This is a genomic window from Serratia sp. K1WW1, from assembly GCF_055790865.1.
This window is the reverse complement of record NZ_CM147697.1, coordinates 2202457-2215374: the sequence shown is the minus strand read 5'-3', so window position 1 is coordinate 2215374 and position 12918 is coordinate 2202457. Positions and strand designations below refer to the sequence as shown.

The 12918-nt window shown below is 53.1% G+C and carries 9 protein-coding genes; 5 read left to right on the top strand and 4 right to left on the bottom strand.

What is annotated here, in order from left to right; translation table 11 throughout:
• Nucleotides 1-2 precede the first annotated feature (2 nt).
• The 5 genes from ACX9GU_RS09940 (at nucleotide 3) to ACX9GU_RS09920 (ending at nucleotide 5893) form a co-directional block, all read left to right on the top strand.
• Nucleotides 3-983: a GlxA family transcriptional regulator gene (locus ACX9GU_RS09940; RefSeq protein ID WP_473194639.1), complete on the top strand. Its 981-nt coding sequence runs from the start codon at nucleotides 3-5 to the stop codon at nucleotides 981-983.
• 77 nt (nucleotides 984-1060) lie between these two features.
• Complete coding sequence (gene gap / locus ACX9GU_RS09935) at nucleotides 1061-2071, top strand: type I glyceraldehyde-3-phosphate dehydrogenase (RefSeq protein ID WP_473194638.1); 1011 nt, start codon at nucleotides 1061-1063, stop codon at nucleotides 2069-2071.
• Between the two features lie 74 nt (nucleotides 2072-2145).
• Nucleotides 2146-3506 (top strand): IS3 family transposase gene (locus ACX9GU_RS09930; protein WP_473195154.1). Its coding sequence is split into 2 segments (ribosomal slippage): nucleotides 2146-2641 and nucleotides 2641-3506, totalling 1362 coding nucleotides; the frame shifts between segments, so codons are not numbered across the junction.
• A 233-nt stretch (nucleotides 3507-3739) separates the two neighbouring features.
• Entirely contained in the window at nucleotides 3740-4309 is a 570-nt protein-coding gene (gene pagP, locus ACX9GU_RS09925; RefSeq protein WP_473194637.1) for a lipid IV(A) palmitoyltransferase PagP, read from the top strand.
• A 126-nt stretch (nucleotides 4310-4435) separates the two neighbouring features.
• Nucleotides 4436-5893, top strand: coding sequence for an AMP nucleosidase (locus tag ACX9GU_RS09920; RefSeq protein WP_473194636.1), 1458 nt, complete (start codon nucleotides 4436-4438; stop codon nucleotides 5891-5893).
• A 30-nt stretch (nucleotides 5894-5923) separates the two neighbouring features.
• Here the strand turns inward: ACX9GU_RS09920 and nac are convergent, their stop codons facing one another.
• From nac to ACX9GU_RS09900, 4 genes are all read right to left on the bottom strand, one after another.
• Nucleotides 5924-6847, bottom strand: a complete 924-nt coding sequence (gene nac, locus ACX9GU_RS09915) for a nitrogen assimilation transcriptional regulator NAC (protein ID WP_473194635.1) — start codon at nucleotides 6845-6847, stop codon at nucleotides 5924-5926.
• Nucleotides 6848-7091: 244 nt separating this feature from the next.
• Nucleotides 7092-11768, bottom strand: coding sequence for an FKBP-type peptidyl-prolyl cis-trans isomerase N-terminal domain-containing protein (locus tag ACX9GU_RS09910; protein ID WP_473194634.1), 4677 nt, complete (start codon nucleotides 11766-11768; stop codon nucleotides 7092-7094).
• Nucleotides 11765-12205 (bottom strand): hypothetical protein, encoded by a 441-nt coding sequence (locus ACX9GU_RS09905; protein WP_473194633.1) that lies wholly within the window; start codon nucleotides 12203-12205, stop codon nucleotides 11765-11767. The genes ACX9GU_RS09910 and ACX9GU_RS09905 overlap by 4 nt, the downstream gene beginning before the upstream one ends.
• Before the next feature lie 214 nt (nucleotides 12206-12419).
• On the bottom strand, nucleotides 12420-12689 hold the full coding sequence (locus tag ACX9GU_RS09900) for a hypothetical protein (RefSeq protein ID WP_473194632.1): 270 nt from the start codon (nucleotides 12687-12689) through the stop codon (nucleotides 12420-12422).
• Nucleotides 12690-12918 lie beyond the last annotated feature (229 nt).

Below are 12918 nucleotides of genomic sequence, written 5' to 3'. Positions count from 1 at the left end.
ACATGCACACCTTTTTGATTATCGTCCCCGAAGGGGGCATGTTATTCGAGCCTACGGGCATTGCCGATATCCTGATGCAAGCCAACCGCTTGAGGCCGACGGATGCCGCGCATCCACCGTATCAGGTATCGATTGCCACAACCCAGGCGCACCGCGTGATCCGTGGGGGGTCGGGGCTAAATCTGCTGGCCGATCACCGCCTAACTGACCTTGATCCCACGCTGCCGCGTGACACCATTATGATCACCGGCAAAGGTATGAGCGTTGAGGAAAGCAATATCGTCGTCAATTGGCTGCGTCAGGCTGCGCCGTACGCACGGCGGATCGTATCGATTTGCGGCGGTGCGTGGCTATTGGCTCAGGCCGGTCTGCTTGATGGGCGCCGTGCCACCACGCACTGGCGGTTACTTGAAGCGATGCAAGCTCAATTCCCCAGTGTCCACGTTGAGAAAGGCCCGATTTATCTTCAGGACGGCAATATCTGGACCTCCGCTGGCGTCAGTTCTGGCTTCGACCTCACGCTGGCTTTAGTGGAAGACGATCACAGCTTCACGTTAGCGCGCGATGTCGCCCAAGACTTGGTGATGTTCCTGCGCCGCCCCGGAGGACAATCACAGTTCAGCCGTTTTCTGCTCAGCCAAGCCAGTTCGCCTGGCCCAATCCGCGATCTGCAAACGTGGATACTGCAAAATCTGTCCGGCGATTTATCCGTTGAAAGGCTGGCGGAGCACGTGGCCATGAGCCCAAGGAATTTTACCCGCGTTTTCACCCGTGAAACCGGGATCAGCCCCGCCAAGTATGTGGAAGAAGTCCGCCTCGACGTAGCACGGCAGCACCTGGAACAAAGCTCGGATAAGCTCGAACAAATCGCCACCGCCACGGGTTTTGGCAACAGCCTCAACCTGCGTCGCGTGTTTGAAAGAAATTTACAACTCACACCCTCAGATTATCGAGAGCGTTTTCACGCTCGCACCATGTCCTAAATTGATTGTTATTTGTCATTTACGCCAAATCATCCACGCACTATTTTGGAACCAGATAACTCACCTAGGAGCACATCATGGTCAAAGTAGGCATTAATGGGTTTGGTCGCATTGGCAGAAACGTACTGCGCGCCGCGCTGGGTCGCAATGACTTTCAGGTGGTGGCAATCAATGACCTGACCGACAGCAAAACCCTGGCTCATCTTCTCAAATACGACTCACTGCAGGGCACCTTGGCCGCCAGTGTTGAAGCCTCCGAAGGACAGTTACTGGTGGATGGTAAAACCATTCACGTCTTCTCCGAACGCGATCCGGGCGCTATTGCGTGGAGCAGCGTGGGGGTTGATTTGGTTATCGAAGCCACCGGATTCTTCACCGACAAAGCCAAAGCCGAAGTGCACATCACCAAAGGCGGCGCAAAACGCGTGATTTTATCTGCACCCGGTAAAGACGATGACATCACGGTCGTGATGGGCGTCAATCATGAGAAATACGATCCCGCCTTGCATAAAGTGGTCAGCAACGGCAGTTGTACAACTAACGGTTTAGCACCGGCAGCGTTGGTTCTGCACCAAAGCTTCGGTATTGAACATGGTTTGATGAACACCACCCATGCCTATACCAACAGCCAGGCCCTGCACGATCAACCGGAAAAAGACCTGCGCGGAGCCCGTGCCGCCGCACTGTCTATCGTGCCTTATTCTAGCGGTGCGGCTAAAGCGCTCGGTAAAGTGATCCCGGAATTGGACGGACGCCTGACCGGCTATTCACTGCGCGTGCCAGTGCCCGTGGTGTCTATTGTTGATCTGACCGTCACGCTCAAACGTGATGTGACGGTAGAAGAAGTGAACGCGGCATTTCGCAAAGCGGCAACCTTAGGTCCGTTGCAAGATATCTTGGGCTACAGCGATGAGCCTTTGGTATCGAGCGACTATCAGGGTGACCCACGTTCATCCATTATCGACGGGCTGTCTACGTTGGTCATCGGCGGCAATCTGGTGAAGATCCTCGCCTGGTACGACAACGAATGGGCTTTCTCTAATCGTCTGGTTGATCTGGCTGTTTTGATGGACCAACGCGGTTTATAATTTCTCTAAGCGGGCGCTCTGTGTGAACTGAACCCCAAATGTTGGACAAACATCTGACATTTGGAGGTACAGTTCTGATGAAGTATTCACTTCAGTTCAAACTTGACGTTGTCCGGTACTATCTTGCCGGACTCGGCGGTCAAAAACAGACCGCTAAGAAGTTTTCTATTGCCCATGTCCAACTACGCAGATGGATTGCCGCTTATCAGCATCATGGGGAACAGGGGCTGCGGGTAGGACGCAAGCAACATTACACACCTGACTTCAGGCTCTCTGTTGTCGAATTCGCGCTTTCAAATCCGCTCTCTTTAGCGACAGTCGCCGCTAAATTCAATATTCCTTCTTACCTTACTGTGGAACGCTGGATTAAACTCTATCGGGAGAATGGGGCTGAAGCCCTCAACCTGAATAAGCGTAATCGCCAAATGCGTCAGCATCCCAAAACCCCCCATGCCGATAAATCGCCTGATGAGTTGACCCCCGAAGAGATGCGGGAGGAAATCGAGTTTTTACGTGCACAGAATGATTACATAAAAAAGTTGAGAGCCTTGATGCAACAGAAGGAAGCCCAGACTCGTCGAAAAGGGCAAAAATAATCAGAGCATTGAGGTCAGAACACCGTTTGGAGGTTTTGCTGTGGGCCGGAAAACTGCCGCGCAGTACGTATTACTATTGTTGTAAAAGCCATCAAGTACCGGATAAGTATGGTGAAATCAAGCAGCAAATAATGGCTGTTTTTAACGAGCATAAAGGCCGTTACGGCTATCGCCGGGTGACCAGTGCTCTTCGAAAAATGGGGGCCATGCTAAATCATAAAACCGTGCAAAAACTGATGGTTGAACTGCAATTGAAATCGCCCGTTCGCCGTAAAAAGTACCGCTCTTACAAGGGACATGTCGGTAAAGTTGCCCCGAATACCTTGCAGCGAGATTTTACCGCGCAGGGGCCTAACCAAAAGTGGGTGACCGATATCACGGAGTTCCGGGTGGCGGATGAAAAGCTGTATCTGTCGCCGGTACTCGACTTGTTTAACGGTGAAATTATCGCCTATGAGATGTCCCGTAAGCCACTCTTCAGCCTGGTAAAAACGATGCTGGATAAGGCGCTAAGTACGCTAAAAACGAATGAGAAGCCGCTGCTGCACAGTGACCAAGGTTGGCACTATCAGATGGCGGTTTATCAACATCAGTTGCAGGAAAACGGGATAGAACAGAGTATGTCTCGCAAGGGGAACTGCCTGGATAATGCGGTAATGGAAAACTTCTTTGGCCATCTGAAAGCTGAACTGTATTATTTACAACGCTTTGAGAGTGTGGAGCAACTGTCGCAAGAGATAGAAACGTACATAGATTACTACAATAACCATCGTATCAAACAGAAGCTCAAAGGCCTGAGCCCTGTGGAGTACAGAACGCAGGCCTTGATGGTTGCTTAATTTTAAACCGTCCAACTTCTTGGGTTCAGTTCATGTGCAGCGCCCCTCATCGCCTCCCTTCTCTTCATACCCTCCACAAACCAACCAATGAATTTTAGCGATTACCAGAAAAGCGCCAGCCATCGGCTAGACTTTAACTTGTCAGTGCATTACTGCTGGTGCGATACCTATAAAGAGAAAAATTGCGTCGTAAACAGAATAATATGGGTCATTACTCATCAAAGGAGCACGCTATGCGGATGTTTCTTGCAGTGGTCTGGACGGTGCTGTTGTTGCTAACCACGCCAACTCATGCAGCAGAACCGGAACCCAGCACCGGGCGGGTCTCGGGTTGGTGGAACTCTTTAACCAGCGGTGTCGCACAAACCTGGGAGGACCCGCAATACCACGATCTTTATCTGCCGTTTATCAGTTGGCACGCCCGTTTTATGTACGACGAGACGGATCATTACAATGAGATGCCGTGGGGTGGCGGCTTTGGGATATCGCGCTATAACGAAGAAGGCGACTGGAGTGCCCTGTACGCGATGATGTTTAAAGACTCCCACAATGAGTGGCAGCCGATTGTCGGCTATGGCTGGGAAAAGGGCTGGTATCTGGATCAGAATCAAGATTTCCGCCTTGGGTTTGGTGTGACGGCGGGGATCACCGCACGTGAAGACTTCGGCAACTACATTCCATTGCCGATCGTGCTGCCACTGTTTTCCGCTGGCTATAAGCAGGCAACCGTTCAGTTCACCTATATCCCCGGTACCTACAACAACGGCAACGTGCTGTTTGCCTGGTTACGCTTTAGTTTTTAGTTCGAGGTCATCATATGAGCGGGCGCACATGCTGCGCCCCTACTCCACGCAAGTGCAGCAGCAGATAGATTCATTCGGCCAACGCTTTACGCTATGCTGAGGTATCGCAAGAACCGAGGAAAAACAATGAATACCCCTGAAAAAAAGTCGCTGACTGCCCTGCAAGCCCTCGACCAACTCGAAGTACTGTATGACGCATCGGTCAACGCCTTGCGCGCTGCCATCAAACAATTTATCGCGGATGGCACCCTGCCAGAATCGCAGGCCCGTGCCTCGGGGCTGTTTTCCTACCCGGAGCTGCGAGTACGCTGGGATGGTGAGCACCCCGATCATCCAAGAACTCGCGCCTATGGCCGTTTTACCCGGCCTGGCAACTACACCACCACCATCACCCGGCCGCAGCTGTTCCGCCCTTATCTTGCCGAACAGCTAGCAATGCTGGCCAGTGAATATGCCGCCGTGATCGAAGTGGTTCCCTCTCAACAAGAGATCCCCTTCCCTTATGTGATCGACGGCTCCGATCTGACCTTGGACAGAACCATGAGTGCCGGGCTTACCAAGCATTTCCCCACCACCGAGCTGGCGCAGATTGGCGATGAAAATGCAGACGGCCTGTCTCCTTTTGCCAACCATTTTCCACTCTCCCATTTTGACGCGCTGCGGACCGATTTCTCACTGGCCCGCCTGCGGCACTATACCGGCACGCCGGTGGAACATTTTCAGCACTTTGTGTTGTTTACCAACTACACGCGCTATGTCGATGAGTTTGTCCGCTGGGCGTGTAGCCAGATCGCCGATCCGGCCAGCCCCTATATCGCGCTTTCTTGCGCCGGTGGGAACTTTGTTACGGCAGAAACGCCAAATCCAGAGCAGACGGTGTCCGATCTGGCCTGGAAGAACCACCAGATGCCCGCCTATCACCTGATCGCCAACGATGGCCAGGGGATCACGCTGGTCAATATCGGTGTCGGCCCTTCCAATGCCAAAACCATCTGCGATCACCTGGCAGTGCTGCGTCCCCATGCCTGGCTGATGATTGGCCACTGCGGCGGCCTGCGGGAAAGCCAGTCAATTGGCGATTACGTGTTGGCCCACGCCTACCTGCGTGACGATCATGTATTAGACTCGGTGCTGCCACCGGATATCCCAATCCCAAGCATCGCGGAAGTTCAGCGCGCGCTGTATGACGCCACCAAAACGGTAAGCGGTATGCCTGGGGAGGCGGTAAAACAGCGGTTACGTACCGGGACGGTGGTCACCACCGACGATCGCAACTGGGAGCTGCGCTATTCGGCTTCCGCACTGCGCTTTAACCTCAGCCGTGCCGTCGCCGTCGATATGGAAAGCGCCACCATCGCGGCGCAGGGTTATCGCTTCCGGGTGCCTTACGGCACGCTGCTGTGCGTGTCCGATAAACCGCTACACGGCGAGATTAAACTGCCGGGCCAGGCCAACCGTTTCTACGAGGGTGCGATTTCAGAGCACTTGCAGATCGGGATTTGTGCCATCGACCTGCTGCGGGCTGAAGGTGAACACCTGCATTCACGCAAACTGCGCACCTTCAACGAGCCGCCGTTCCGCTAATCCAAAGGCTGGGCGCCGCATGCGGCGCCCCTACAGCGCCAAAGCCAGCACTCGCGTCGGCTGATGATGGCTGGCGGTAATTTCCAGCAGGATCTCCCTCACCGCTCCCACTGCCGCAGTAAGCGGCTTTTGGCCGCAAACCACTAACGCCAACGGTACCGAAAGCGCCGGAGCATTGAGGCGGATCATCCAGGCCTTGGCCGGGCCGATCGTCGCCCTGGCAATCGATTCTGGCAAGATCGTCGCCCCCATTCCGCTAGCAATAGCGGCGCAAAGCATGCTGTGTGATTCGATCTCACCAATCACATTCGGCGTGAGTTGGCGCAACGCCAGAGCCTGATCGACCAGGTCGCGCACCACATCCCCCTCACGTGGCAAGAACAGATTAAAGCGGCTCACCGCCGATAAATCGATGCTGTTGCCCGGATGAGGGATGCTTCTTGCCGCGACCAGATACAAATCCTCTTTCGCCAACGCCGTAACGTTCAGGTTCGGTGGCATGTTCTGCCCGTACATCACCGCCATATCCAGAGCCTGCGTCGCCACCTGCTGGCTTAACGTATTGCCGATATTTTCATTCAGGCTCAGCAAAATCCCAGGATGCCGATCGCGTACCGCTTGCAACAGCGGCAATGCCAACTGCGAGGCTGCACTGCCTTGCACCAGGCCGACCGCCACCTGCCCAACCAGCGTTTCCCCACTGCCGATCACCGCTTGCTGGGCCTGCTCGCACTGCTGAAGAATGGTTTGCGCATGCGCATAAAGAATATTGCCGGCCTCCGTGGGCATCACTCCGCGCTTGGTACGGATCAGCAATTGCTGTTTCAGTTCCCCTTCCAGAGTGGCAACTTGCTGGCTCAGCGCAGGCTGCGCAATATGCAACACCTCTGCCGCCTGAGTCAGGCTACCGATATCGACGATCTTTACGAAATACTTCAGGCGTCTGAAATTCATCGTGGCTCCTAGCTGCGGTTAACTGCATTTAATATCAACTACTGCAACTACAGCAAAAAACGGGCCAGGCAGAACAAGCGTTGTGTTATCTGTATAAGTGATTAAAAAATAATGAAATTTAACGATATGGCGGGATTGAATGAAGAGGTAAAACCGGGTTCTGCACCACGCTGGGGCATTGCCAGTCCCCAGCGTGGTTCAGCTAAAAAAAACCCGCCAATCGTCTGGCGGGTTTGCTATAGGGTTACGGAGCTTTTTGCTCGGAGGCCGGTATCACATCCAGGATGCGTACGTTATAGACCATGGTCGCGCCCGGTGGGATATCCGGCGCCATGCCTTTCTCGCCATAGGCCAGTTCAGGTGGCACCACCAGCGTCATGTTACCGTGGTTCTTCAACTTACCTAGCGCTTCGCGGAACAGCGGTGGATAGGCGCTCAGCGGCTGTGAAATTGAAGTGCCAGCCAGATCCATATCCTTGATCACTTTACCGTCGGTCAAGCTCTCTTTAACCACCACGGCGACGGTATCACCCTCACCAATCACGCTATCGCCAACATAATCGATGCGGTAATAGAAGCCTTGCTTAGACTGAACGACGCGTGGCTGCTTCTTGAACTTATCGATGTAGCTGCTGCCTTGCTTTTCGTTCTGCTGTTTGATCTTTTTATGCTGATCGTTCAGCTCCAACTCGCTTTCATACAAGGCTTTGGCAATCTGTTCTTTGGCCAGTTTGGTCTGGCCATTGATCACATCGGTGACACCCGCTAGCGCCAGTTGGCGGTTCACATCTACACCCTGCGTCTTTTTGCTGTTGAGCAAATCCAGGATGTCATTACCCAACGCGGTACCGATCGCATAATCGCGTTTTTCCACCTGCGTTTTAGGTTCCTTGACCACCGACGTGCCAGCCGTTTGCTTTTTCTCGGCTGCAGTCAGCTTTTGCTGTAGCTGGGCAAGTTCCTGCACCTTCTGCTCATTGTCTTTGGTCTGAGCCGCTAACTGCTCCTGCAGCTTGGCGCTCTCCTGCTGACTCGCCTGCTGCAACTGAGCGATCTGCTGCGCTTTCTGCTCGCTGTCTTTGGTCTGAGCCGCTAACTGCTCCTGCAGCTTGGCGCTCTCCTGCTGACTCGCCTGCTGCAACTGAGCGATCTGCTGCGCTTTCTGCTCGCTGTCTTTGGTCTGAGCCGCTAACTGCTCCTGCAGCTTGGCGCTCTCCTGCTGACTCGCCTGCTGCAACTTGGCGATCTGCTGCGCTTTCTGCTCGCTGTCTTTGGTCTGAGCCGCTAACTGCTCTTGCAGCTTGGCACTCTCCTGCTGACTCGCCTGCTGCAACTTGGCGATCTGCTGGGCTTTCTGCTCGATGTCTTTGGTTTGTGCGGCCAACTGCTCTTGCAGCTTGGCACTCTCCTGCTGACTCGTCTTCTGCAACTGAGCGATCTGCTGCGCTTTCTGCTCGCTGTCTTTAGTCTGAGCGGCTAATTGCTCTTGCAGCTTGGCACTCTCTTGCTGACCCACCTGCTGCAACTGAGCGATCTGTTGGGCTTTCTGCTCGCTGTCTTTAGTCTGAGCGGCCAACTGCTCCTGCAGCTTGGTGTTCGACTGCTGACTGGCCTGCTGCAACTGGGCAATCTGCTGCGCTTTCTGCTCACTGTCTTTGGTCTGAGCGGCTAACTGCTCCTGCAACTTCGCCAGTTCCTGCTGGCTTTGCTGGAGTTGTTTAACCTGCTGAGCCTTCTGATCGTTGTCTTTGCCATAAACCGTCAACTGTTCTTGCAGCTGTTTTATCTGCTGCGCTTTCTGTTCACTGTCTTTGGTCTGCACGGTCAGTTGATCTTGCAGTTTCGCCAACGTCAGCAGTTCTTGCTGCAATTTCTTCATTTGCTGAGCTTGTTGCACGAAATCTTTGTTATTAAGCGCCAATTGCTCCTGCAGCTGCTTGGCCTGTAGCGCTTTTTGTTCGCTATCCTTGGCCTGGGCAGCCAGTTGAGTCTGCAACTTGGCCAACTCTTGCTGGCCTTGCTGGAGTTGCTTCACCTGCTGGGCTTTCTGCTCATTATCCTTACTGGAAGCCGCCAACTGTTCCTGCAGCTGTTTGACCTGCTGCACTTTCTGCTCGCTTTCCTTGGCCTGAGTAGCTAACTGAGCCTGCAGCTTGGCCAGCTCTTGCTGGTTTTGCTGCAGCTGTTTCAGCTGTTGCGCTTTCTCATCATTGGCTTTGGTTTGTGCGGCTAGTTGCTCTTGCAGCTTGCTACTGGCCTGTTGCAACTGTTTCACCTGCTCGGCTTTTTGCTCGCTGTCTTTGGTCTGGATGACTAGCTGTGCCTGCAACTCTGCGACGGTTTGCTTATTTTGTTGCAGCTGCATCACTTGCTGCGCTTTCTGCTCATTATCTTTGGTTTGCGCGGTCAACTGCTCCTGCAGCCTGGCGCTGGTCTGCTGCAGCTGCTTCACCTGTTCGGCTTTTTGCTCGCTGTCTTTGGTCTGAGCGGCCAGTTGTTCTTGCAGTTTTGCCAACGACTGCTGGTTTTGCTGCAGTTGTTTCAACTGCTGGTTTTTTTCATCAAGACCCTGGGTTTGCGCGGTCAGTTGCTCCTGCAACTTGGTGCTAGCCTGTTGCAGCTGCTTCACCTGTTCGGCTTTCTGCTCGCTGTCTTTGGTCTGAGCGGCCAGCTGGTCTTGCAGCTTCGCCATCGCCTGTTGTGTCTTCTGATCGTTCTCTTTGCTACGCGCCGCCAACTGATCTTGCAGCTGTGTTACCTGCAGAGCCTTTTGCTCACGCTCTTTGGTCTGGGCAGCCAACTGTTCCTGCAGCTTCGCCAACGCCTGCTGGTTTTGCTGTAGCTGTGCAGCCAACTGGGCTTTTTCATCGTTAACTTTGGCTTGAGCCGTCAACTGCTCCTGCAGCTTGGCGCTCGCCTGTTGCAGCTGCTTCACCTGTTCGGCTTTCTGCTCGCTGTCTTTGGTCTGAGCGGCCAGCTGATCTTGCAGCTTCGCCATCGCCTGCTGAGTCTTTTGTTCGTTCTCTTTGCTGCGCGCCGCCAATTGATCTTGCAGCTGTGTTACCTGCAGAGCCTTTTGCTCACGCTCTTTGGTCTGGGCAGCCAACTGTTCCTGCAGCTTCGCCAACGCCTGCTGGTTTTGCTGTAGCTGTGTAGCCAACTGGGCTTTTTCATCGTTAACTTTGGCTTGAGCCGTCAACTGCTCCTGCAGCTTGGCGCTCGCCTGTTGCAGCTGCTTTACCTGTTCGGCTTTCTGCTCGCTGTCTTTGGTCTGAGCGGCCAGCTGGTCTTGCAGCTTCGCCATCGTCTGTTGGGTCTTTTGTTCGTTCTCTTTGCTTCGCGCCGCCAACTGATCTTGCAGCTGTGTTACCTGCTGGGCCTTTTGCTCACGCTCTTTGGTCTGGGCAGCCAACTGTTCCTGCAGCTTAGCCAACGCCTGCTGGTTTTGCTGTAGTTGCGCAGCCAACTGCGCTTTTTCATCGGTAGTTTTGGTTTGAGCCGCGATCTGTTGCTCTTGCAGCTTGGCGCTGGCCTGCTGCAACTGCTTAATTTGTTCGGCTTTCTGCTCGCTGTCTTTGGTTTGCGCAGCCAACTGTTCTTGCAGCTTTGCCATCGCCTGCTGGCTTTTTTGCGCCGATTCTTTGTTGCGTGTCGTCAGCTGTTCTTGCAGTTGTTTGACCAGTTGGGCTTTGTATTCACTGTCTTTGGTCTGGGTGGCTAACTGCTCCTGGAGCTTCGCCAACGCCTGCTGGTTTTGTTGCAGCTGCTTGGCCTGCTGAGCTTTTTCATCGTTAGTTTTAGCATACGCCGTCAGCTGCTCTTGCAACTTGGCACCCGCCTGTTGCAGTTGTTTCACCTGCTCGGCTTTCTGCTGGCTGTCTTTGGTTTGGGCAGCCAGTTGCTCCTGCAGCTTCGCCATCGCCTGCTGGGATTTCTGGTCATTCTCTTTGCTACGTGCTGACAGTTGATCTTGCAGCTGTGTTACCTGCAAGGCTTTTTGTTCACTGTCTTTGGCCTGGGCAGCCAACTGTGCTTGCAGTTTCGCCACCTCCTGCTGATTTTGTTGCAGCTGCTTGGCCTGCTGAGCTTTTTCATCGTTAGTTTTAGCATACGCCGTCAGCTGCTCTTGCAACTTGGCACCCGCCTGTTGCAGTTGTTTCACCTGCTCGGCTTTCTGCTGGCTGTCTTTGGTTTGGGCAGCCAGTTGCTCCTGCAGCTTCGCCATCGCCTGCTGAGACTTCTGTTCATTCTCTTTGCTACGCGCTGACAGTTGATCCTGCAGTTGGGCTATGGCCTGCTGATTTTGCTGTAACGTTTGCTGCAGTTGCTTGATCTGTTGCGCTTTTTGTTCGTTATCTTTAGTTTGCGCTGCCAACTGTTGCTGCAATTGCGAACTGTTACGTTGCTCCTGCTGTTGCAGCTTCATTTGCTGCATCTGCCGCTCGCTTTCCTTGGCCTGTGCGGCAAGCTGCTGCTGCAGCCGCGCATTTTCCCGCTGGCTTTGCTCAATGGCTTGTTGCAGACGCACCAACTCTGCAGAAGAGCCCGCTGACTGAGATTGCGTTTTACGCAACTGCTCGAGAGCCGCTTCCTGGCTGGTAACTTTGGCTTTCAGCTGATTGATGGTTGCCTGCAGCGTCTTCATCTCGCGAATACGCTCACTGCCCCTTTCATCCGCCGACTTTGCCAGTGCGTTAGGTTTGCTGCTGGCAGGTTTACTACTTTTGGGTCTTGCAGGTTCTGCTGTATCCAGTTGTGAAGGCGTCAGAAACAGGAGTGCCGGAGCCTCATCCACCTGGCGTGTGATCGCGTCCAGTGAATTCAACGCATGGGCATCGGGAGTAACCACCTCCTCAGCCCTTACTACTCCTAGCGGCAACGCCAACGTCAACAAGGCACCGCAATATATCCTGCGTTTCATTTCACGCTTTCCCCTCTCTGGATCAAGCCTTGCAGGACGTCACGTTCGATCTCGGCACATAGCTGATTGGTCTTGTATTTGTACAACGCATCAAGGGTATCTTTGGTTGTCGCATTGACATCGCCGCGTACCGCACCATAAACCGAGGCATTGTTCACCAGACGGTTAAAGTTGGCCTGCTTGGCCGCGTAAGCCTTCGGATTGACCTGCTTGAGTGACGCCAACTCGCTTTGGCAAAGGCCAATCTTGCTGGTTTTGGTTTCTTCGACAGCCGGTTGTGGCGGTGGGGACACGCTGATCTGTTGAGGGGGAGCTTGTACGGTGGTCGCTGGTGGGGATTCTTGCCAACGGGTCTGTGCGGTTTTCTGGCATCCTGCCAGCAACAAACCACTGCACAGTATTACGCCTAAACAGAGGTTCTTTTGGGTGCTTATCATCGATAATTCCTTTCAAAAAATTCCGTTACCGACAGGTCAACTCAGACCAGATCGGCTATATCCTGGATAAATAATATGAGCATTTTTCAGCAATGATATAGGGGAGGCTCTTCAGTAGCAAACATTCACTGGAACTATACTATGGCCGCTCATTGCCCCCTACTCTTGCAACGTTCGCCATGGTCTATTAACTTAACGAATACTTAACCGGGCTTCACCGGTGACCTGCATAGCGCAATAAGGCACCTGCAACTTGCCAGCGATTTAACCTGCCCACGACGTTTATGAAGTGCAAAATAATACTGGTATTTTTAATATCCAGCAACTCTGCAAGCGGGCATGAACGCCGAGTTGCTGGGCAAAAACGGCGCTTGCCGCCAAGTAAGGACAAAGACAGTCTCCCGCATACAGCAGCATTCATTCTGATTTCTTGGTAAAAAAAAGCGCCAAACAATAAAACAAAACAGATTAAAAACAATGACATAAATGAAATCCTAACGATTTCCGCCGCTATCATCGCAACCCCCGTTTTTCCTAATGAAAATGACTATCCCCCATGATTAAAAATAGATATTTATATTATTAAAAACGCATTTTTTGGCGATTTACTCCACACGTACCCGGATGTTTTTCCATAGCGACAGCGCGATCTAAAGATTTATCCGAGGCACTCTGATTGTTGTATTAAAAATACAGGACTTGATGATAATCCT

Coding starts and splice junctions, on each gene's coding strand:
- pagP (WP_473194637.1), top strand. CDS start 3,740: ATGCGGATGTTTCTTGCAGTGGTCTGGACGGTGCTGTTGTTGCTAACC.
- ACX9GU_RS09940 (WP_473194639.1), top strand. CDS start 3: ATGCACACCTTTTTGATTATCGTCCCCGAAGGGGGCATGTTATTCGAG.
- ACX9GU_RS09905 (WP_473194633.1), bottom strand. CDS start 12,205: ATGATAAGCACCCAAAAGAACCTCTGTTTAGGCGTAATACTGTGCAGT.
- ACX9GU_RS09910 (WP_473194634.1), bottom strand. CDS start 11,768: ATGAAACGCAGGATATATTGCGGTGCCTTGTTGACGTTGGCGTTGCCG.
- ACX9GU_RS09900 (WP_473194632.1), bottom strand. CDS start 12,689: ATGTCATTGTTTTTAATCTGTTTTGTTTTATTGTTTGGCGCTTTTTTT.
- nac (WP_473194635.1), bottom strand. CDS start 6,847: ATGAATTTCAGACGCCTGAAGTATTTCGTAAAGATCGTCGATATCGGT.
- gap (WP_473194638.1), top strand. CDS start 1,061: ATGGTCAAAGTAGGCATTAATGGGTTTGGTCGCATTGGCAGAAACGTA.
- ACX9GU_RS09920 (WP_473194636.1), top strand. CDS start 4,436: ATGAATACCCCTGAAAAAAAGTCGCTGACTGCCCTGCAAGCCCTCGAC.